Genomic DNA, 22098 nt, shown 5'->3' with positions numbered 1-22098 from the left:
CATTTCAAGATAAGTCAAAAAACACAATTCGCAAGTATTTTCTCTAGCAAATTTTTCATCTTAAATTCAACACTTCTGTACTACATTTATTCTTCAAGCAAACAAAACATGTTTATGCTGTTTGAAGCGACTCTTTTATATTTTTCTTCCATGCTAAATAGCCATAAACTGCTATTATTGTAAACACAAAATATTGCAGACTAGTAAACGTAAACCCTTTATAAAAATATAGCGGCACCGAAATAATATCTCCAACAATCCAAAATAACCAGTTTTCAACTTTTCGCTTTGCCATAAGCCACATTCCTACAAAAAATATACCGGTTGTAAGCGTATCGACATAAGCAACCCAACTGGTCCATTTTCCAAATGCATGGTAAACTAAATAAACAAAAACCAAGGTGGCTAAAAATATAGCCAAACTAAGTTTTTTCTCGTTAAACGTTGTTTTAGATATAGGAGTCACATCGCTTTCGTCCACTTTACGTGTCCAAATATACCAACCATAAACACTCATTATAAAATAGTAAGCATTAATCATCATATCTCCTAAAAGCTCCCATTTATACAATAGGTACACAAAAATAACAGTACTTATCATACCGGTTGGAAACACTAAAATTTTATTTTGTTTTGAATACCATACAGATAACAACCCAAAAATAGTTGCGATAATCTCTAAAGAAACATCAATAGCTTCGTATTCGGAATATTGCTTGAAGAAAAAATCGAAAATGCTGTCCATAACAATAAATTTGTGCTTAAGTTTATTTTTTTAACGCCTCAAAAAACAGTTCGTCCTCCTCAAAAGCAGTTCCAATAACAACTAAATCTGCTCCCGATGTATAGGCGTTTTCCAATTGTTCCAAATTGCGAATACCTCCGCCAACTATTAAAGGCAACTCTGTTTCTTGTTTCACTTTTGAAATTACAGTTTTCGAAACAGGAAAACGTGCGCCACTGCCCGCTTCTAAATATATAAGTTTCATACCTAACAACTCTGCTGCCTTGGCTGTATCTACTATTTGTTGGATATCGCTTCGCTCTATAGGCAACGTTTTGGTAACTTGTTGCACAGCTGTTTCTTTGCCGCTTTCAATTAAAATATAACCAGTTGAAATTACTTCTAACGTTGTGTTTCTTAATTTAGAAACAGCTTCTACATGTTTTCCTATTAAATACTCTGGATTTCTACCCGAAATTAAAGATAGAAACAAAATAGCATCTGCTTTTTCGGTAATTTGAGTAACATCGCCTGGAAATAAAACAATAGGCAGTTGGGTGTGTTTTTTAATCTCTTCAACCAAAATATCGGTAACATCTAGATCTACAATACTACCGCCTACAAAAATATGTGTAGCAATAGATTGATTGACCTTTTCTATAAACTCCGCTGTATTTTCAACTAAAAATTTATCCGGATCGATTAAAACCGCTAGTTGCTTGGTATTGTTTTGTATGTTTTGATAAACATGTCTCATTCTCCTATGGCATACGCACAAACAAAACCTTCAAACTCAAAAAACTGCACTAAGTAGCGGTGTTTTTTAGTTTCATAATCTATCCAAGCCATGGTTTCTTCATCTTGCAATTCAAAAGGAATTACTAAAAAACACTGTTTAAAACTAGTGCCTGGCGTTGCAAAAAGCTTGTAAAGCGATTCTTTTACACACCAAATGGTTGTTAACTTTTTTATGTAATCGTTTTGTTCTTTATCGAGGTAATCGGCTTCGTAACCAATAAATTTATGAGCAATTATTGTAATTTTATCGCGCTGCTTTTCAATATCAATACCAATAACTTGGTCACTAACAATAACAGCCGAAAAATTAAAAGAATGGGTTATCGAAATCTGTTTCCCATCTTTTAAATGGGGCTTTCCATTGTCATCATAAATCAAATCGGCATCGGCATAACCAAACTCAGCTAATAATTTACGCACACTTAAAAACCCACGTTGGTGCAGCTCACTTTTCATGCCTAGCACACGTTTTAACGTCTCTGGCTTTAAAGTTACGGCAGCCATTAAATCATCGAAAGACTCAGTAATCTTCCACATTTTAACAACAGTTTGTGAATTTGGCGTTATGGTTTTATAAAGAGGCATTTAATATTCTGAATGTTATTGATTATCTTTGCACAATCTTAGGCAAATTATACGATTTCGACGAGCGAATTTAACCATTTTAACACGAATCGCAATCCTGTTTAAGTTATTAAATAAAAAAGAATATTGATATGAGCACAAAAACAATTCCTTACGTAGCTAGCAAAGTAAAAGATATTTCTCTTGCAGCATGGGGACGAAAAGAAATAGAATTAGCCGAAGCCGAAATGCCAGGTTTAATGAGTCTTCGTGAAGAATACGGTAACTCGCAACCTTTAAAAGGCGCGCGTATTGCAGGATGTTTACACATGACGATACAAACAGCCGTTTTAATTGAAACGCTACAATCTTTAGGTGCAGAAGTAACTTGGAGTTCTTGTAACATTTTTTCTACGCAAGATCAAGCAGCAGCTGCCATTGCAGAAGCAGGAACAGCAGTTTACGCTTGGAAAGATATGACTGAAGAAGAATTTGATTGGTGTATCGAACAAACACTTTTCTTTGGTGAAGACAGAAAACCATTAAACATGATTCTTGATGATGGTGGTGATTTAACTAACATGGTTTTAGATAAATACCCAGAATTAGCAGCAGGAATTAACGGACTTTCAGAAGAAACTACAACAGGTGTTCACCGTCTTTACGAGCGTGTAAAAAACGGAACATTACCAATGCCTGCAATCAATGTTAACGATTCGGTAACAAAATCTAAATTCGATAACAAATACGGTTGTAAAGAATCTGCAGTAGATGCCATTCGTCGCGCAACAGACCTTATGCTTGCTGGTAAACGTGTAACTGTTTGTGGTTATGGTGATGTTGGTAAAGGTACCGCTGCCTCTTTTAAAGGTGCAGGATCTATTGTAACAGTAACAGAAATCGATCCAATTTGTGCGCTTCAAGCAGCAATGGACGGTTTTGAAGTTAAAAAACTAGAAACTGTAATTGCAAATACCGACATCGTTATTACAACTACAGGAAATAAAGATATTATCCAAGGGCGTCATTTCGAAGCTATGAAAGATAAAATTATCGTGTGTAACATTGGGCATTTCGATAACGAAATCGATATGGCTTGGTTAAACAAAAACCACGGTAACACTAAAAACACAATTAAACCACAAGTTGATAAATATACTATCAACGGTAAAGATATTATCGTTCTTGCAGAAGGTCGTTTAGTAAACTTAGGTTGTGCTACAGGTCACCCAAGTTTCGTAATGTCTAACTCATTCACAAACCAAACTTTAGCTCAAATTGAACTTTGGACAAACGCAGAAGCATACGGAAACGATGTGTACATGTTACCAAAAGCTTTAGATGAAAAAGTAGCTAAATTACACCTTGCAAAAATTGGTGTAGAGCTTACTGAACTTCGTGAAGATCAAGCTAGCTATATTGGTGTAACTGTAGACGGACCATACAAACCAGAACATTACAGATACTAAAAAAACGATAGTTTTTTTTATGCTGAACTTGTTTCAGTATCTCAATAATAAATTAAATCCCAAGCAGCAATGTTTGGGATTTTTTTATTTGGGCAATTTTGTTTTGGGAGAAAAACCCAAAACAAACCGGGCTTTCCGCTATATCTTTTTGCAAAGCAATCCTGAACTTGTTTCAGAATCTGTTCAATTCCAAAGAAATTTCAGTTAAAAATAAAAGCATAGTCTATTTAAAAGCTTTACAAAAAGGATGCCGCTGCAATCCCTATCGCGAAATTACCATCCCACAACGGTATAACTAAACGGATAAATAAATGTAGCATACGCAAACAGGATGTGATTTCTCCTAACGTCGAAATGACTAAAAGCAACATTTTTTTATTCTCGGCAGTCATGTCGACCGGAGAGAGACATCACATAATCAAACTAAGCACACGCAATCAGGATGCGATTTCTCCTCACGTCGAAATGACAAAAAGTAACATTTGTTTTTTATTCTCGGTAGTCATGTCGATCGGAGAGAGACATCACATAATCAAACTAAGCACACGCAATCAGGATGCGATTTCTCCTAACGTCGAAATGACTAAAAGCAACGTTTTTTTTATTCTCGGCAGTCATGTCGATCGAAGAGAGACATCACATAATCAAGCTCATCTCATGCAAACGGGATGCAATTTCTCCTCACACCAAAAAGACAAAAAAAGTAAAAACAATCCCAAACAAAGAATTCCACATAAAACCCAACAAATTCTAAGCGTATTTTTATATTTGCCTAAGATTACTAAATACACATTATAATGATAAAGAATTTTGTTGAAGAATTAACGTGGAGAGGCATGATACAAGATAGTATGCCAGGAACGGAAGAACATTTATTAGAAGCCATGCGTAAGGCGTATGTAGGTATTGACCCTACAGCAGATTCCTTACATATTGGTCATCTTGTTGGTGTTATGGGATTAAAACATTTTCAATTATCAGGACATAAACCAGTTGCTTTAGTAGGTGGAGCAACAGGAATGATTGGTGATCCTTCTGGAAAATCTGCTGAACGTAATTTACTTACAGAAGATATTCTTCTACATAACCAAAACGCTATAAAAGAACAATTGTCTCGCTTTTTAGATTTTGACAGCGATGAAGCAAACGCTGCTATTATTGTAAATAATTACGATTGGATGAAAGAGTTTTCATTCTTAGAATTTATTAGAGACGTTGGTAAACACATTACCGTAAACTATATGATGGCGAAAGATTCTGTAAAGAAACGTTTGTCTTCAGAGTCTTCTGTAGGAATGAGCTTTACAGAGTTCACTTATCAATTGGTTCAAGGTTACGATTTTTTACATTTATATAGAGAAAAGCAATGTACACTTCAAATGGGCGGAAGCGACCAATGGGGAAACATTACAACGGGAACAGAATTAATTCGTCGTGTTGATGCAGGAAAAGGTTATGCCTTAACTTGGCCATTAATAACAAAAGCAGATGGCACTAAATTTGGTAAAACCGAAGGCGGAAATATTTGGTTAGATAGCGAAAGAACTTCACCTTATAAATTCTACCAATATTGGCTAAACACTAGTGATATTGATGCAGAAAAATATATCAAGATTTTTACATTTTTATCTAAAGAAGATATTGCAGCTCTAATAGAAGAGCATCAAGAAGCACCACATTTACGTGTGTTACAAAAACGCTTAGCTGAAGAAATAACCACTATGGTGCATTCTAAAGAAGATTTAGACAATGCTATGAAAGCAAGTAACATTCTTTTCGGAAAATCTACTGGAGACGATTTAAAAGCTTTAAACGAACAAACATTTTTAGATGTTTTTGATGGGGTTCCATTAACTGAAATATCTCAAGCCGATATTGATAATGGTTTAGACATTATAGCTGCTCTAGCAGAAAAAGGAGGTTTTTTAAAATCGAACGGTGAAGCCCGCCGTGCTTTAAAAGAAAACTCTATTGCTGTAAACAAAGAGAAAGTAAAAGACGATTACAGCATTACTAAAGACGATTTAATTAACAATAAGTTTGTACTACTTCAACGTGGTAAAAAGAACTATTTTGTATTGCGTGTGGTTTAAAAAACCAGCGTATTGTAAATTATAAAAACAAAAAAGTCTCTGATTAAAATTAATCAGAGACTTTTTTATATCGTTCTTTTGTTGCTAGTTCTGTTTGGTTCTGTCATATCGAACGAAGCGAGAAACCGCAGAAAGAAGCTTATTTTGCGTTACTTTTATTATGTGACTTCTCATTGCATTCGAAGTCACGCTATTTCACCTGAGTTTTCTTGCTTATTATTCAGATGTTAACACTCTACAAGAAGCAATTAATCCTTAAACGATAACGTTTCTGGATAACCCCAATCGGCACGAATTTCTATTGCTTTAAAATGACTTACTTTTTCCGGTTGTATCTTTTTTAAATAATTACCCGAGTCATATTTTCCGTTACCATTGGCATCATGAATTACACGTATTTTATACGTTGCTGGCGCTACGTTAAAAAAGTCGACAACACCTTCGGTTTTAGCCAACTTCTCTCTTTTTACCTCACCTTTATCATCGGTTAATTGTATAATTAGTGGGTAGGTTGCATTAATTAAAGTAAAACGGGCATACCCGAATTCAGACTCTTTTTTAGTTTTAAACGAGTAATTTAAAGTATCATTTTTCTCATCATATAAATCGACAAATGCTTCTGGTAGTATTTGAATTTGATAACTATTATCTGCTGTTTTTTCAAAATCGAATTGATACATATTGTTTATAGTATCAAACTTAGTTGTAAATGCCACCTTGGTAGAATCTTTATCTAAAACCGTCATTTTTTCAGCATTGAAATCAACAAACGGCGTACTTCCAGTAATATAAAAAGATTCGGTAAACCCAACTGCTCCCGAAGGCGCTGATTGTATTACTAAACTATCACGCTCTAGCTTTCTTATTCTAACGGTGTAATCTTTTTCGTAGTCCGTATTCGAAACTGTAAAAAGTAAAGAATCTACTTCTAATTTCGGCTTATACCAATAGTTAAGCGTATCGGTTTTTGTATCTTTCAAAATACGATATTCAAAATCTTCCGGCACATCGGAATTTAAGGTAATCTTCATACCTTCATAATTACCCTCATAACCAAAAGCAATTTTTTCTCCAGCAACAATCATCGGTCGTGTTGCTTTGTAATCTAACTCTTCATTAAATAATTTCAATGTATAAAGCGAATCGTTTGGCACGGTAATAAAGCTTTTATGAAAAGCAATTTGATCTACTTTTTGTTGAAATTTATTATCAGAATTACCATCCTTTAAAGCCAACAGCATGTATTTACCTGCCTTAATATTATCTACAGAAAATGTAGTAACACTATCTAAAGTATTGGTGATATATTTTGGAGTTTCCTTATACACAATAGAATCTGTAAAAGTAGAATCGACCTCATACAACATAACCGACACAAAGGTGTCCGGTTTTGGTTTTATAGCATCTACAACGCTTCCTTTTACATTTAATGAATCAATATAGCTTCCTGTAGAAAACACGTAGCGATAATAAGGATATGGATTTCCTTCATTATTATCCTGAATACTGTTACCGAAATTAAAAGCGTAAGTGGTATTAGGCTTTAGTGTATCATGAATTTTAATAGTAATGTATTTACTAGCCGTTCCCATAGGTGTAATTTCCGGCTGGTTTTTCATGGGTGGCGAAATAATAAGCTGTTTATTTAAATCTTTCATTTTGACGTACTCATCAAAATAAATTTTTATTTCGTTGCCCTTAAAATTAGTTGTTAAGTTTGCAGGCTCTGTTTTAACAATAACAGGTGGTGTCACGTCTTTGGGACCACCATCTGGAGTTCCTCGATTGGCACAATTGATAAAAATAAGACCAATAACCGCAGCTAAAATAAAATTTGAAAGTGTTTTATTCATTACCTATTAAAAATTTTCACAAACCTACATAATTTTAAAGATATAACGCTTAAAACCCTAAGCAATTGCCATAGTAGCAATACTTATTTTTATATTTTTTGCTTGATTTAAAATTAAAATACAAGCTTCTAAAGTTGCGCCAGTGGTAATAAGATCATCAACTATTAAAATATGCTTATTTTCTATCTCTTCGCTATGCTCTAGAGCAAACAACTCATCACTATTAACTAAGCGTGCAATACGCCCTTTTGTGGTTTGCGATTTATTATTAGAAATTTTCACCAAAACCTGATCCAAATATTCTGCATTTAAAGCTTCTGCTATTTGCTGCCCAAACTTCTCAACTTGATTAAAACCTCTAGATCTCAATTTCTTTTTATGTAATGGCACCGGGATTACCACATCAACATCTTGGTAAGCTTCTAATTCTTGGAGTTCGCCACCAAGCCAATTACCTAATACAAAACCAATATTTTGATACCCTCTATATTTTAAGCCATGAATAAGTTGTTGTACCAAGCTCTTTTTTTCAAACCGGAAAAGTGCCGTACCATGTTCTATTTTACAACGTCCGTAAAGTACTTTTTTAACGGCATCATTATTATCAAAATGAAAATTAGTAACTGGTAAATCGTGTCTACAATCTACACAAATAGCATCTTCATTATCATTTAATGTGCCAAGACAAGCATAGCACACTTTCGGAAAAAATATATTTACAACAGATTTAAACATTTAAATTAAAAGTAGTTCTGTAAATTTAGTTAATTATAACGAATAGTTTCAAACGCTTTTTTATTTTTGCAACATGGCAAATCAAGACGATAAATTTAAAAAGGTAATATCGCATGCAAAGGAATACGGATATGTATTTCAAAGTAGCGAAATATACGACGGTTTAAGCGCCGTTTACGACTACGCCCAAAATGGTGCTGAGTTAAAGAAAAACATACGTGACTACTGGTGGAAAGCCATGGTACAGATGAACGAAAATATTGTTGGTATCGATGCCGCAATATTTATGCATCCAACAACTTGGAAGGCATCCGGACATGTTGATGCGTTTAACGACCCATTAATTGACAATAAAGACTCGAAAAAGCGTTACCGCGCCGATGTTCTAATTGAAGATTATTGCGCTAAAATTGAAGCTAAAATTGATAAAGAAGTCGCTAAAGCTGAAAAACGTTTTGGTGAAGCCTTTAATAAAGAAGAATTTTTAGCAACAAACGGACGTGTTGTTGGATATCAAGAAAAAATAAATGCAACGCTTTCGCGAATGGGGCAATCTTTAGAAAAAGAAGATTTAGCCGACGTAAAAGCTCTAATTGAAGAATTAGAAATTGCAGATCCTTTAACAGGAAGTAGAAACTGGACAGACGTTAAACAATTTAACTTAATGTTTGGAACAAAACTTGGTGCTTCTGCAGAGTCTGCTATGGATTTATATTTACGTCCAGAAACAGCGCAAGGTATTTTTGTTAACTTTTTAAATGTTCAGAAAACGGGACGTATGAAAATTCCTTTTGGAATTGCACAAACCGGAAAAGCCTTTAGAAATGAAATTGTTGCAAGACAGTTTATTTTTAGAATGCGTGAGTTTGAACAAATGGAAATGCAATTTTTCATTAAACCAGGCACACAAAAAGAATGGTACGAGCACTGGAAAGAAACCCGTATGAAATGGCATTTATCTTTAGGGATGGGTGCGGAAAATTACCGTTTTCACGACCACGATAAATTAGCACATTATGCTGATGCTGCTGCAGATATTGAATTTAAATTCCCATTTGGGTTTAAAGAACTAGAAGGTATTCACTCTAGAACTGATTTTGATTTAAAAGCGCACGAAGAATTCTCTGGAAAGAAATTACAATATTTCGATCATGAAGAAAACAAGAGCTATGTACCTTACGTTTTAGAAACTTCTATTGGTTTAGACCGTATGTTCTTAGCTGTATTTTCTAACGCTTTACAAGAAGAAGAATTAGAAAACGGAACTACAAGAACGGTTTTAAAATTACCAAGTGTTTTAGCACCAATAAAAGCTGCTATTTTACCATTGGTTAAAAAAGATGGTTTACCAGAAGTTGCTCGTAAAATTGTAGAAGAATTGAAATGGGATTTCAACGTAATTTACGATGAAAAAGATGCTGTTGGGCGTCGTTACAGAAGACAAGATGCTAACGGAACACCATTTTGTATTACTGTAGATCACGATACTTTAAAAGACAACACTGTAACTATTAGACATAGAGATTCTATGGAACAAGAACGTGTTAATATCGATGATTTACAAAAAATAATAAAACAAGAAGTTGATGTACGTACTTGGTTAATGAAGATGTAAAATCTAAAAAACTAAATGTAAATTACATTTATAATACTAAAAACCCCAATCGAATTGTTTCGATTGGGGTTTTTATGTTTTTATAATTTAAGTATTAGAAACGATATCCAATTCGAAGATTAAGGTTAACGGTGGTGTAACCTTCATTTTCGAGATAACCAGCACTTTTAGCAAAGTAATACGCATAACCAATACCTATTCCGGTTTCGTAATTAAAATGCTTACCTATGTTTCTCTTTATACCCCAAGTTGGAATAATTGAAACTTGATTAACAACCTCTACATTATCGTAATTAGAAATTGTAAACCAATTTGGATGATAACTTGTTTGTAATGATAAAAAATTACCAGCATTACCAGAAATACTTCTAGATTTTGAAACTCGTTTATCCAAATTATAGTACCATCGAGGTTCTAAACGAATTACCGGAGCTAATAAATATCCCGATTTTGGATAAAAATCGCCACCCCAAAGACCTAAATCCATTCCGAGTTCTGCACGAAGCGCAATTTCATTAGATAATTTAACTTCACGATGCACCCAAACACCTAAAAAACCGGTTTGAATACCATAAGTTGATTTTTCTACACTTGCTTTTTGAGCATACGCTGCTACTGAAACAACTGCTAATACAAATAGAACTAAGTACTTCTTTTTCATGAAAATAGTTTTTGATTAATGACTCAGGTTGAATCAATAATCATTCCAATTGATGAATAAAGTTTTTAAATTAAATAGTGATCTGTCTATCTATTTGTTGATCTAGAGAGATAAAGGTTTCTGTACGAGAAACACCAGAAATAGTCTGAATTTCGTTATTAAGCAAATGCATTAAATGCGCATTATCTTTACACAAAATTTTAATTAAAACATTCCAGTTTCCTGTGGTGTAGTGACATTCTAGAACTTCTGGTACTTTTTTTAATTGCTTTATAGCTTCTGGATTTTGTATGGCTTTATCTAAATAAACACCAATAAAGGCTACGGTTTCGTAACCTAACATTTTTGGGTTGATTACAAATTTTGAACCCGATATAATTCCAGATTTCTCCAGCTTACGTAATCGTTGATGTATGGCTGCTCCCGAAATATCTACATTTCTAGCAATTTCCAGAATTGGAATCCTGGCATCTTCCATTAAAGTTCTAAGTATTTTTTTGTCGATCCCGTCTATTGTGACGCCTTTGTCTTTTGATTTCATCCCCTATCTATTTCGATTTAAAAGGTAAAAATAATAATTTCCTTGTAAAATGAAAGGGTTTTCTATGTTTTTGATTACAGTGCCCCTTGTAAATAAGAATTATGCAACATTATAGACTTAACATTGCGGATAGTTGCGTTAGGGATTGAACGGCGTGTTTGAGCTCCCTGACCTAAGGAAGGAGCGAGTAGTGAAAGCCCGACTCCTGCTGCGCCTTAAAAGCGTAGCAGGAGTAACGCCCACATTAATGTTTTAATTATCGTTTAACAATTTTGAAAGCTCATCTAATTTTGGTGTTAAAATCACCTCGATACGACGGTTTTTTGCCTTCCCTTCTGATGTTTCGTTTGTTGCTACTGGTGCAAATTCGCCACGTCCTGCTGCTGTTAAATTTCCAGCATTGATATCGGCATTTTCACGTAAAATAGTTACAATTGCTGTAGCTCGTTTTGTTGATAAATCCCAGTTGCTTGTTAAAATCCCGTTACCTTTATAAGGCACGTTATCGGTATGTCCCTCGATTAAAACTGCAATATCCGGATTGTCACCAAGTACACTACCTAGTTGCTTTACAGCACGTGCTCCTTCGGCTCCAACGGCCCAGCTTCCTGAACTAAAAAGCAGTTTGTTTTCCATAGACACATAGACTTTTCCGTCGCGTTGCTCCACTGTTAAACCTTTACCTTCAAAATCGGTTAAAGCTTTAGATATCGCATCTTTTAAAGCCGTCATGGCAGCATCTTTGGCCGCTATTACGCTTTCTAATTCTGCAACACGGTTAGATCTGTTTTCTAACTCCGATTTAAGTTTTTCTAAACGCGCATTCTCTGCTGATAATGCTTGTTCTTTAGCTTCTAACTGTGCTAATAACTCACGGTTTTTTTGAGAGTTAGCAGCAATAGACGCCGAGCTGTTTTTCTCTAAAGCATCGTAAGAGTTCTTTAAATTATCGTAATTAGATTTAGTTGAGTTATAATCGGCTTGTAATTTGTCGCGTTGCGCTACAGCCTCATCGTAAGCCTTATGCAATTGCTTTAACTCATTTTCTGCTTCAGTCTTTTCTCTTAAAAGCACTTCGTTAGCATCTGAAGTTTTTCGATTTTGTTGTTTTAATTTTGCGTATTTACTTTCCAGTTCTTTATAAACTTTTGGAGAGACACAACTGGTTAAAACGGCCAGTGTTAAAAGCGTGATTGCGGTTTTTTTAATCATTGTAATTGAGATTATAATTTTGGTTGTTTTACTATTGTTCTATTTCTACTAAAATTGGGCAATGGTCGCTATGTACAGCTTCGGTAAGTATAACGGCTCTTTTTATGTTTTCTTGTAACGGTTGAGAAACTAAAGCATAATCTAAACGCCAACCTTTATTATTGGCTCTAGAATTTGCTCGGTAACTCCACCAACTAAAGGTTTGGGTTTCTGGGTGCATGAAACGAAAAGAATCGGTAAAACCGTTATCGATAAATTGCCCTAACCACTCGCGTTCTTCTGGTAAAAAACCAGACACACCTTTCATTTTTGGGTTATGGATATCTATTTCTTCGTGGCAAATATTATAATCGCCACAAATTACAAGATTCGGGATGTCCTTTTTTAAGTTATTTATATACTCTTGAAACATATCCATGTATTCAAATTTATGGCTCAATCGTGCACTGTTTGTACCCGATGGCAAATATAGGCTCATTACCGAAACACCATCAAAATCTGCACGAATATTTCGACCTTCGAAGTCCATTGACTCAATTCCTGTGCCAAACTCCACATGATTTGGTTCAATTTTACTTAAAATAGCAACACCACTATAGCCTTTTTTTTGTGCACTATACCAATAGTTATAAATGTAACCTGCCTCTTCAAAAACCTCCAAATCTAACTGCTCTTTCATGGCTTTGGTTTCTTGCAAACAAATAACATCTGGGTTTGCACTTTTTAACCAACCAATAAAATCCTTTTTTAATGCGGCACGAATACCGTTTACGTTATATGATATAATTTTCATGTTTCTCTTTTACCACGATACAAATACCGAGGGGTTTTGTTTAAATTATACTATTAATTATAAAGATTTTCATCTTTACGCGAATCAATTTGCTTGACAACAAATCTAATTTCAGCTAAAATAAATAATACGCTACTTTTACACTATAATTTACAGAGGAGTTTTAACGAAGCTATCAACAAAATATTTTAAAGTTTTTGTAGTTTAAGTGTATCCATGAAGTTTTTTACGAGCATAATTTTAGTTTTTATTGGTTTTTGCGGGTTTTCGCAAGAGCAAACCTCTATCTACAAAACTAAAACGGTTGCTGTAAAACAAGTTATTTTAATAGATAACGTGAGTATTAATTCGAGTCAATTTTCTATAACAACGAAAGATGGCACACCAATAGACAGCAGCCTCTACCAAGTTAATTTCCCTAAAGCCTTATTAACGTTTAAGCAACCTATTGCAAGCGATTCGATAATTATTAACTACTTGAAGTTTCCTGATTTTTTAACCAAAACCTACAAACAGTTAGATGAAAATATTATCGTAAAAAACACGGATAACCTTCAGAAACTATACAAACTATCACAACCAAATACCGAAAAAAACACGATTCCTTTTGATGGTTTAACCACTTCTGGTAGTATTTCTCGTGGTGTTACTATTGGTAATAATCAAAATTCGGTTTTAAATAGTGAACTCGATCTTCAAATTACAGGAAAATTAAATGAGAAAGTGTCACTCCGTGCCTCTATACAGGATGCAAATATTCCTTTACAAGAAAGTGGCTACAGCCAGCGTTTAGATGAATTTGATCAAGTTTTTATAGAGCTCTTTACCAGAGATTGGAACATTAGAGCCGGAGATATCGATTTAACAAATACAGATTCTTATTTCGCGAGTTTCTCTAAACGTGTACAAGGTTTAAATTTTAATTTGAAGTTGGGAGACGATAGCCAACAAACCGATTTATTTGCCGCAGGCGCTTTAGTACGCGGTCAATTTACAACCAGCCAATTTACAGCCCAAGAAGGCAACCAAGGCCCTTACAAGTTACAAGGTACCAATGGCGAATTGTTTGTACTTATAGTTTCGGGAAGTGAAACCGTTTACGTAAATGGTACAGCCGTAAAACGTGGCGAGGATCAAGATTATATTATTGATTACAACGCTGGCGAAATTATTTTTAACTCTACATTCCCGATAACTTCCGAAATGCGAATTACTGTAGACTATCAATTTAGTGATAGAAACTACTCGCGTTTTGTGGCTTATGGTGGTGGCACATTTCAAAATGAAAAATTAAAAATTGGAGTTTCTGTTTATTCTGAAAACGATTCGAAAAATCAGCCTTTGCAACAAAACCTATCTGAAGAGCAAGTACAAATTTTAGCTGATGCTGGCGATGATAAATCTTTAATGGTTTCACCCTCTGAAATACAGGAGGCCTTAAATGAAAATAGAATTTTATATAAGAAAGAACTGATTGATGGTGCTGAAGTTTTTGTGTTTTCTAATAATGAAGATGATGAACTTTACCGTGTAACCTTCTCCCGTGTTGGCGACAACCTTGGAAATTACGCATTAAGTAGCAGCAACGCCATTAATAACATCTACGAATACGTTGGTGTTTTACAAGGTAACTACGCACCTATTATCCAGCTAATTGCCCCAACTAAACTACAACTTGCCGTAGTTAATGGTGCTTATTATCCTTCGGAAAAAACAAATATTAATTTTGAACTTGCCGGAAGTAAAAACGATTTAAACTTGTTTTCTAACAACGACGATCAAAATAACGACGGCTTTGCTGGAAAATTAAATATTGAACAACAACTTATTAAAACCGATAGTCTTTGGAATTTAAACGCGCTTTTCGATTCAGACTATATTAGTACTAATTTTAGAAACATTGAAGGGCTTTACAATCCCGAATTTAATAGAGATTGGAATTTAGATTTAACCAACCTTAATGGTATTGGCGGTAATTTAGGCAACCAGTTACTGGTTAATTCTGGTTTTAATTTATTTCACAAAGACAAAGGTTTTTTAAATTATCAGTTTGAACACTTAAATTTTTCTGATGGCTTTAACGGAAATCGCCATGTAGCTTCTGCTAATTTAGTTTTCAATAAATTAAGTATTTCATCTAACTCTAGCTTTCTAAACGCCGATTCTAACAGTAATACTTCTACTTTTTTAAGATCTTACAATCGGGTTACCTATAGTTTAAAATCGAGTTGGCTTGGCACAAAACTCGCCATTGAAGACAACAAGCAAACCGATATAGCAACGCAGCAACTCACAGCATTAAGCCAACGTTATAAATCGTACGAGGCCTTTTTTGGTGTTGGTGACAGCACCCAAGTTTTTGCTGAAATAGGTTATAAAAATCGCATAAACGATAGTATTAGAAACAATACTTTAGAGAAGGTAAACACATCGAACACCTTTTATTTAGACTCCAAATTGGTCCAAAATAAAAACACCAGTTTATCGCTATTCGCAAATTACAGAACTTTAAAAAGTGAAAATCCAGACATTGACGATGAGCAATCGTTGAACTCTCGATTACAATTCAATCAAAAATTATTTAACCAACTTATTCAATGGAATACTATTTTTGAAACAAACTCGGGTACTTTACCACAACAAGATTTCACTTATATTGAAGTAGAATCGGGCTTAGGCACATATACTTGGGTAGATTACAACAATAACGGCATCCAAGAACTCGATGAGTTCGAAATTGCACAATTTCAAGATCAGGGTAAATATGTTCGGGTATTGCTGCCGAACCAAGTTTACATTAAAACGCACCAAAATAGATTAAGTCAAACCTTAACTTTTAATCCGTCTACCTGGTCGGTTTCCGAGAAAAAATCAGAACGTTTTTGGTCGCATTTCTACAACCAAACTTCTTACTTAATTGATAGGAAAACCAAGCGTGATGGCAATAAATTCAATTTAAATCCTTTTGAAAAAAATCCTGACGATCAATTGGGTATTCAACTTAATTTTAGAAATGTTTTATTTTTTAACCGCGGAAAACAGCACTATACAACATCGTATACGTTTTTAGATAACACCACGCGAAGTGTTTTATCTATTGGCTATATAGAAAATAGTATTCAAAGTCATCAGCTTAATTTCAATCATAAATTATCAGGCAATTGGCTAATCAATATCCTTTCGACTTTAGAAAACAATGCGAGTGTGAGTGAGAATTATGCGAGTAGAAATTACACTTTTGATGAAACGCGCTTCAATCCTAAATTATCATATTTGTTTAACGATAATTCTAGCTTCGATATCTTTTATCAATATGAAGATAAAACAAACACTATAGGCGATTTGGAAGCTTTAGAGCAACAAAAATACGGCGCATCATTCACATTAAACAACAAAGAAAAAGGAGCCTTAAATGGCGAATTTAACTTTCTATCTAATCGCTTTGAAGGTTCGGCCGGCACACCTGTAGCCTACCAAATGCTAGAAGGCTTGCAACCAGGGAAAAACTTTACTTGGACATTGCTCGCCCAAAAAAAACTGACTAACTTTTTAGATTTGAATTTTAGTTACTTCGGAAGAAAAACAGAATCGAGCAAAACCATCCATACAGGTTCTTTTCAATTGAAAGCTTATTTCTAGAGCTGTTTAGCATCATCTACTTTCTCGAAAACCGAAATAATTGTTTTTACTGCATTGATATAAAACTCCGGGTGAATATTTTCAAAATCGTCCGTAGGTTCATGGTAATCCTTATGGTCATCTACACCAAAATATAAGAATGGAATTTCCTTTTTATGGAAGTTTCCATGATCTGATGAATATGTCCAATTCTCCAAACCATCATGCCCATCATGGCCCGTAGCTAGGTTTAAACCTCCTGCACCTTTAGTTGATATTACAATGTTTTTTAAAGTTTCGTTATAAGCCGTGCCAACAGCAAATAATATGTTATTATCACTGCGGCTTATCATATCCATATTAAGATTACAACGAATATTTTTTTCTGCTAAAACGTTACTTTTTACAAAAAACTTAGAGCCTTGCAAACCTAGTTCTTCACCATCAAAGGCTGCTAAAATAACAGAATACTTAGGTGGGTTTGCTTGAAAATATTCAGCAAAACTAAACAAAGCACTTAGCCCAGAAGCATTATCATCGGCACCATTATAAATTTCGCCCATATGGATGCCTTCATGATCGTAATGTGCACTTATTACAATATACTTTTTAGGCGACTCGCTACCCTTTATCCATCCAAGAACATTTACACCTTCAAAGGTTTGTCTTTTTTTATAAAAGGAAAATTTTTGTTCGTAGTTTTTAGTAAAAGGTAAAACCTTTAAAGCATGAAATTGGTTTACAATGTATTTACGTGCTTTTTCGGCACCTTTGGTTCCTGTTCGTCTGCCTTCAAAAGCATCGGACGATAAGGATTCTACATGTTTCAATAATGTAGTTTCGTTAAATAAAAGCGTAGAGCTTCCTTGAGATTGACTTGTTCCTTCAAAAGAAAATATAACACAATGAAGGGTAATTAAAAATAGGTATTTAAGCATATTGGGGGTTGATAATCTGTAATTTTTTCATCTTAAAAAACAGACTCATTAATGGTGAAATAAATATACGTAATTTTTTACATACTAGATTTTTTAATAAAAAAAGCATCTCCGTGGAGATGCTTTTTATTAACACTTACCTACTACTGTAGGATTTACTTAACACTATATTTTTAGTGAAGATTAACCTTCACAACTTTTACATTCTTTCTTTTGCTTAAATTTTTGTGCAGCATTCATACTGTGTTGGTAGTATAAAGACTTAACACCTAATTGCCAAGCAGTAACATATATTTTATTAATCTCTTTTACAGGCATATCTGGATGCACCATAATGTTTAAAGATTGTGCCTGGTCGATATGGTTTTGTCTGTTTGCTGCCTGATAAACAATAGTCATCTGGTCGATTTCAGAATATGTTTTAAACACATCTTTTTCATGATCGGTAAGTTCATCTAAATGTTGAACTGAACCATCGTTATCACGAATAGATCTCCAAATTTCATTAGTATTAATTCCTTTTTCTTTTAAAAGATCTAATAAAAACGGGTTCTTGATAGTTGTTTTAATTTTAGCAATATCTTTTACATAACTGTTAGACCAAATTGGCTCGATACCTTGAGAAACTTGCCCTAAAATAAATGCTGAAGATGTTGTTGGAGCTACTGCATTAAGCGTTGTATTACGTCTGCCATAACCTTTCAAAACTTCTGGCTCGCCAAATAACACTGCTAATTCTTTTGATGCTTTAACAGATTTTTCTTTAATAGTTTTAAAGATTTCACTGTTTAAATCGAAAGCTTCTTGACTATCAAAACCTACCATTTTAGATTGTAATAATGAGTGCCATCCTAAGGCTCCCATACCTAAAGCTCTATTTTCTTTAGCGAAAGTATAAGCTTTTTCCATAAACATGAAAGTGTGCCTATCATCACGACTATCAGAATCTCTATAAACTTCTAATTTTGTAATAAACTCTTCTAATACCGCATCTAAAAAGTATACCATAGTTTCTACAGCATCGGTATCTTTCCATTTATCGTAATGTAATAAGTTTATTGAAGACAATACACAAACAAAAGACCAACGATCGTTTGTAGGTAGCATAATCTCAGAACATAAGTTACTTGCGTAAATCTCATGGTTCTTGTCTTTATAAACATCAGGAGCATTATTGTTTGCATTATCTCTAAAGAAAATATAAGGGTATCCTATTTCTCCTCTACGTTGTAATACTTTTGCCCAGATTGCTCTTTTATCAGCATCACCATCAATCATTTCTTGCATCCACTCGTTACCTACAGTAACACCATGGGTTAACTCTTGAATTGGATTTCCTTCTGTTCCTATTTCTAAAAACTCGTGAATATCTTGGTGCTCTATTGGTAAATATGGTGAAAAACGGCCACGACGCACAGAACCTTGACTTACAACGTCTACCATTTTTTCGAAAAGTTGCATGATGTGAACTGCACCAGAAGACTCTCCGTTATTTTTTACAGGTGCGCCTCTATGACGCAATTTCCCGAAATAACCTGATGTACCACCACCAAGTTTAGACATCATTCCAACTTCTGATTGTGTATATAGAATATCTCCCATATCATCAGAAATGTGCGAACCAAAACAACTAATTGGTAAGCCACGACGCTTGCCAAAGTTAGACCACACTGGTGAAGCTAAAGAGTAATACCCTTCTGCCATGTATCCGTAAAATTTATCTGCAAAACCATCGATTTTTAAAATCTCTTCGGCTCTTTCTGCTATTTCTCTAATTCTAACTTCCGGTGTTGTATCATCGGTAAGGTATCCTGAGGCTAAAAATTGACGACTATTTTCGGTTAACCATTTAATTTCTGGTTGTTTACCAATTTCTTTTCTAGCTTCTTTTCTTGCTTTCTTTAAATCATCATAGTTTGATGATTTGGTGTTTTCATTTAAACTCGTGTCTGTTTGGTTCTGTGTCTGATTGTTCATTTTTTAAAATAAGTCGTCGCTAGTTATACTTTTTGTTCTTTTGCTGTAGTTAATGGAGCGCTTTACAAAGAAATCGCCGTGTTTAGTACCGATTATTTCATCGTCAAACCATTCGGTTTTTTGCACTAATTCTTCGTTAACTTCAAATACCTTTTCAATACCAATACTCTCTAAAGAATTGTTGAAACGGTTTTTAATAAACTCGTTAACAACATCTTTTGGTAAGAAATCTAATTCACCGTCTTCAAAAATCCAGTCTACAATATCACTTTCAGAATCGAAAGCTTCAATACATAACTTTTTAATTAAGTCTGCATGCTCATCGTCAAACCACGTCGGGTTTTCTTCTTTAATAATTTTAATAATATCGATACCAAAATCGCCGTGTATTTGCTCTTCTTTAGAAGTAGCCTCAACAACATTAGATACACCTTTAAGCATGTTTTTATGCTTATTGAATGCCATAATTATTAAAAATTGAGAAAATAAAGACACGTGTTCGATAAATAAAGAAAATAGCAAAATAGATTCTGCATAATCTTTATTATTTTCACTTTTTGCGTTTTTTAAGGCGGTTTCTAAATAATGAACACGTCTCATAATTACTGGTTTCTTCTTTAAGTTTTTAAACTCGTTGTTTAAACCTAAAATTTCCAATAAATGAGAATATGCATCATGATGGCGCACTTCACTTTCTGCAAATGTTGCTCCTACCGATCCAATTTCTGGTTTCGGCATTTTGTTATAGATATCTCCCCAAAAACTTTTTACTGCAACTTCAATTTGAGAAATAGCCAACATTGTGTTCTTTATGGCGTTTTGCTCAATTGGAGTTAATCTTGTTTTAAAATCTTGTATATCACTGGTGAAATTAAATTCTGAATGAATCCAATATGAGTGACGAATAGCATCCACATAATCATTCAATGCAGGATACTCGTAAGGTTTTAAATTAATTCTTTTTTCAAAAATATTTGTTTTTCTACTTCTTGCCTGCTCGTTTCTATATAGTATGTAAGCTTTTGCTACATCATGAAAAGAACTTTCCATTAATTTATCTTCAACAAGATCCTGAACTTGCTCTACGTTTGGCAAGTAATTAATATCTTTTGATTTTCTATCTAATAATGTTTGTAAAACTTTTACCGCAACTGTTTCTGCATCTTGTTTAGAACCATTTCCAACCGAAAGCATCGCTTTTTCAACAGCACTAGCAATTTTACTCAAAACAAAGGGGCTTGTTTCGTAATCTCTTTTTATAATTTGTGTAATCTCCATAGTTATCTTTTTTTAATCGCTAGACAGTCATTTAGAATAATGTTGATAATTCAAAATTCTATTATTTAATCTGTAAAATTGTGTTATATTTTTCTTTAAGAGAAATAAAAAGAGGCTTCTTTCGCATCGCTTTTCTAAATAAATTTGAGAAGAAAAGTTTTGCCTTTTTTGCCGACAACAAAGATTGACAATTGTAGCTGAAAATGAAAGGGTATTTTATAAACATTGTCAACAAGTTTTTAACAATTATGTAATCTCGCAAAAAAGTGCTGCTTTTTTTGTGAGATTCTTACCGTATTGAATATCAAATTATTATAAATCAAAAAAATCAAACTTTAGACCAAATTTTCACAACTTCAATTCACCTTAAAACCCCTTATTTTACACTTGTTGATACCTTATTTTAGAACTTCAATTAAACCTAATTTTCACTAATTATTGAAACATAAGCTTTGAATATTTTGGATATAAAATTTCGTAAAATCAAAATATTTAACACCCTTTTTTTGTTTTTTTTCTGAAAAATATTTTGGGAAATTAATTTTTAGTTCACAAAAAAAATGAAGCTTTTGAGGCTTCATTTTTTTTAAATATTAAGATATTGTATTTTATTTTTTCTTATAAAGTTTCGGCTACTTTTTCTAATTCCGCATACCAATCTTCACCAAACTTCCTAATTAAAGCTTCTTTTACAAATTTATAAACCGGCACACCTAATTCTTCACCAAGCTCACAAGCATCGTCACAAATTTGCCATTTATGATAATTTACAGCAGAAAACTCAGAATAATCTTGAACTCTTACAGGATATAAATGACAAGAAACTGGCTTCTTCCAGTCTATCTCACCTTGATTATAAGCTTCCTCGATAGCACAAAGCGCTACGTTTTTTTCATCGAAAATAACATAAGCACAATCAGCACCGTTAATTAAAGGTGTTTCTAGGTCACCATCTTCAGATGTTGTATAAGTTCCTTGCGCCTCAATAGCGTCAATACCTTCCTGACGTAAAAAAGGTTTCACCTTAGGATAGATTGCCTCCATGATTTTAATTTCGTCTTCTTCTAAAGGAGCCCCAGCATCGCCATCGATACAACAAGCGCCCTTACACGCCGAAAGGTTACACAAGAAATCTTTTTTTACTATTTCTTCAGAAATAATTGTTTTACCTAGTTGAAACATATTATATTTTACGTTATAAAGTGCAAAAATAGTTAATCTTAAATTGA

At 33.9% G+C, this 22098-nt stretch carries 17 protein-coding genes; 4 read left to right on the top strand and 13 right to left on the bottom strand.

Translation table 11 applies throughout. The annotated features are described in order from the left end of the window. Nucleotides 1-112: 112 nt before the first annotated feature. From pnuC to V6246_RS11370, 3 genes are read right to left on the bottom strand one after another with little or no spacing between them, the layout of a single operon-like run. Nucleotides 113-745, bottom strand: a complete 633-nt coding sequence (gene pnuC, locus V6246_RS11380; RefSeq protein WP_341560628.1) for a nicotinamide riboside transporter PnuC — start codon at nt 743-745, stop codon at nt 113-115. A gap of 22 nt (nt 746-767) precedes the next feature. After that, entirely contained in the window at nt 768-1481 is a 714-nt protein-coding gene (locus tag V6246_RS11375; protein ID WP_341560627.1) for a geranylgeranylglyceryl/heptaprenylglyceryl phosphate synthase, read from the bottom strand. Beyond that, the gene (locus V6246_RS11370; RefSeq protein WP_341560626.1) at nt 1478-2107 is read right to left on the bottom strand and encodes a 4'-phosphopantetheinyl transferase family protein; all 630 of its coding nucleotides are present in this window, start codon (nt 2105-2107) and stop codon (nt 1478-1480) included. The genes V6246_RS11375 and V6246_RS11370 overlap by 4 nt, the downstream gene beginning before the upstream one ends. A 131-nt stretch (nt 2108-2238) precedes the next feature. On the opposite strand from V6246_RS11370, the gene ahcY reads away from it, so the two are divergent. Together ahcY and tyrS are read left to right on the top strand one after the other, a co-directional pair. Then, complete coding sequence (gene ahcY, locus V6246_RS11365) at nt 2239-3555, top strand: adenosylhomocysteinase (protein ID WP_341560625.1); 1317 nt, start codon at nt 2239-2241, stop codon at nt 3553-3555. 797 nt (nt 3556-4352) lie between these two features. Beyond that, on the top strand, nt 4353-5648 hold the full coding sequence (gene tyrS, locus V6246_RS11360) for a tyrosine--tRNA ligase (RefSeq protein ID WP_341560624.1): 1296 nt from the start codon (nt 4353-4355) through the stop codon (nt 5646-5648). Nucleotides 5649-5896: 248 nt separating this feature from the next. On the opposite strand, the gene V6246_RS11355 is transcribed toward tyrS, so the two are convergent. Continuing rightward, on the bottom strand, nt 5897-7501 hold the full coding sequence (locus V6246_RS11355; RefSeq protein WP_341560623.1) for an Ig-like domain-containing protein: 1605 nt from the start codon (nt 7499-7501) through the stop codon (nt 5897-5899). Between the two features lie 57 nt (nt 7502-7558). Then, a complete protein-coding gene (locus V6246_RS11350) occupies nt 7559-8236 on the bottom strand; it encodes a ComF family protein (protein WP_341560622.1) in 678 nt (225 codons plus the stop codon). A gap of 73 nt (nt 8237-8309) precedes the next feature. On the opposite strand from V6246_RS11350, the gene V6246_RS11345 reads away from it, so the two are divergent. Further along, nucleotides 8310-9851, top strand: coding sequence for a glycine--tRNA ligase (locus tag V6246_RS11345; RefSeq protein WP_341560621.1), 1542 nt, complete (start codon nt 8310-8312; stop codon nt 9849-9851). Between the two features lie 94 nt (nt 9852-9945). Here V6246_RS11345 and V6246_RS11340 read toward each other — a convergent pair whose 3' ends face one another. The 4 genes from V6246_RS11340 to V6246_RS11325 all read right to left on the bottom strand — a co-directional run bounded on the left by V6246_RS11340 (nt 9946) and on the right by V6246_RS11325 (nt 13058). Next, nucleotides 9946-10512: a hypothetical protein gene (locus tag V6246_RS11340; RefSeq protein WP_341560620.1), complete on the bottom strand. Its 567-nt coding sequence runs from the start codon at nt 10510-10512 to the stop codon at nt 9946-9948. A 70-nt stretch (nt 10513-10582) separates the two neighbouring features. Further along, a complete protein-coding gene (locus tag V6246_RS11335) occupies nt 10583-11053 on the bottom strand; it encodes an Lrp/AsnC ligand binding domain-containing protein (RefSeq protein ID WP_159019001.1) in 471 nt (156 codons plus the stop codon). Nucleotides 11054-11305: 252 nt separating this feature from the next. After that, nucleotides 11306-12265, bottom strand: coding sequence for an OmpA/MotB family protein (locus V6246_RS11330; RefSeq protein ID WP_159019000.1), 960 nt, complete (start codon nt 12263-12265; stop codon nt 11306-11308). A 31-nt stretch (nt 12266-12296) separates the two neighbouring features. Next, nucleotides 12297-13058 (bottom strand): exodeoxyribonuclease III, encoded by a 762-nt coding sequence (locus V6246_RS11325; protein ID WP_341560619.1) that lies wholly within the window; start codon nt 13056-13058, stop codon nt 12297-12299. Between the two features lie 216 nt (nt 13059-13274). On the opposite strand from V6246_RS11325, the gene V6246_RS11320 reads away from it, so the two are divergent. Next, nucleotides 13275-16697 (top strand): hypothetical protein, encoded by a 3423-nt coding sequence (locus V6246_RS11320; protein ID WP_341560618.1) that lies wholly within the window; start codon nt 13275-13277, stop codon nt 16695-16697. On the opposite strand, the gene V6246_RS11315 is transcribed toward V6246_RS11320, so the two are convergent. The 4 genes from V6246_RS11315 to V6246_RS11300 form a co-directional block, all read right to left on the bottom strand. Continuing rightward, entirely contained in the window at nt 16694-17614 is a 921-nt protein-coding gene (locus tag V6246_RS11315; RefSeq protein WP_341560617.1) for a M28 family peptidase, read from the bottom strand. The genes V6246_RS11320 and V6246_RS11315 overlap by 4 nt on opposite strands. Nucleotides 17615-17797: 183 nt before the next feature. Further along, entirely contained in the window at nt 17798-19591 is a 1794-nt protein-coding gene (locus V6246_RS11310) for a ribonucleoside-diphosphate reductase subunit alpha (RefSeq protein WP_341560616.1), read from the bottom strand. Between the two features lie 3 nt (nt 19592-19594). Continuing rightward, on the bottom strand, nt 19595-20869 hold the full coding sequence (locus V6246_RS11305) for a ribonucleotide-diphosphate reductase subunit beta (RefSeq protein WP_159018995.1): 1275 nt from the start codon (nt 20867-20869) through the stop codon (nt 19595-19597). Nucleotides 20870-21487: 618 nt separating this feature from the next. Beyond that, nucleotides 21488-22051: a DUF3109 family protein gene (locus V6246_RS11300; RefSeq protein ID WP_341560615.1), complete on the bottom strand. Its 564-nt coding sequence runs from the start codon at nt 22049-22051 to the stop codon at nt 21488-21490. Between the last annotated feature and the right edge of the window lie 47 nt (nt 22052-22098).

It is taken from the genome of Algibacter sp. TI.3.09 (genome assembly GCF_038154905.1).
GTDB lineage: Bacteria > Bacteroidota > Bacteroidia > Flavobacteriales > Flavobacteriaceae > Algibacter.
This window is presented reverse-complemented; position numbering and strand designations above follow the sequence as displayed.

Coding starts and splice junctions, on each gene's coding strand:
- V6246_RS11355 (WP_341560623.1), bottom strand. CDS start 7,501: ATGAATAAAACACTTTCAAATTTTATTTTAGCTGCGGTTATTGGTCTT.
- V6246_RS11370 (WP_341560626.1), bottom strand. CDS start 2,107: ATGCCTCTTTATAAAACCATAACGCCAAATTCACAAACTGTTGTTAAA.
- V6246_RS11340 (WP_341560620.1), bottom strand. CDS start 10,512: ATGAAAAAGAAGTACTTAGTTCTATTTGTATTAGCAGTTGTTTCAGTA.
- V6246_RS11335 (WP_159019001.1), bottom strand. CDS start 11,053: ATGAAATCAAAAGACAAAGGCGTCACAATAGACGGGATCGACAAAAAA.
- V6246_RS11325 (WP_341560619.1), bottom strand. CDS start 13,058: ATGAAAATTATATCATATAACGTAAACGGTATTCGTGCCGCATTAAAA.
- V6246_RS11350 (WP_341560622.1), bottom strand. CDS start 8,236: ATGTTTAAATCTGTTGTAAATATATTTTTTCCGAAAGTGTGCTATGCT.
- V6246_RS11330 (WP_159019000.1), bottom strand. CDS start 12,265: ATGATTAAAAAAACCGCAATCACGCTTTTAACACTGGCCGTTTTAACC.
- V6246_RS11300 (WP_341560615.1), bottom strand. CDS start 22,051: ATGTTTCAACTAGGTAAAACAATTATTTCTGAAGAAATAGTAAAAAAA.
- pnuC (WP_341560628.1), bottom strand. CDS start 745: ATGGACAGCATTTTCGATTTTTTCTTCAAGCAATATTCCGAATACGAA.
- tyrS (WP_341560624.1), top strand. CDS start 4,353: ATGATAAAGAATTTTGTTGAAGAATTAACGTGGAGAGGCATGATACAA.
- ahcY (WP_341560625.1), top strand. CDS start 2,239: ATGAGCACAAAAACAATTCCTTACGTAGCTAGCAAAGTAAAAGATATT.
- V6246_RS11315 (WP_341560617.1), bottom strand. CDS start 17,614: ATGCTTAAATACCTATTTTTAATTACCCTTCATTGTGTTATATTTTCT.
- V6246_RS11345 (WP_341560621.1), top strand. CDS start 8,310: ATGGCAAATCAAGACGATAAATTTAAAAAGGTAATATCGCATGCAAAG.
- V6246_RS11320 (WP_341560618.1), top strand. CDS start 13,275: ATGAAGTTTTTTACGAGCATAATTTTAGTTTTTATTGGTTTTTGCGGG.
- V6246_RS11305 (WP_159018995.1), bottom strand. CDS start 20,869: ATGGAGATTACACAAATTATAAAAAGAGATTACGAAACAAGCCCCTTT.
- V6246_RS11310 (WP_341560616.1), bottom strand. CDS start 19,591: ATGAACAATCAGACACAGAACCAAACAGACACGAGTTTAAATGAAAAC.
- V6246_RS11375 (WP_341560627.1), bottom strand. CDS start 1,481: ATGAGACATGTTTATCAAAACATACAAAACAATACCAAGCAACTAGCG.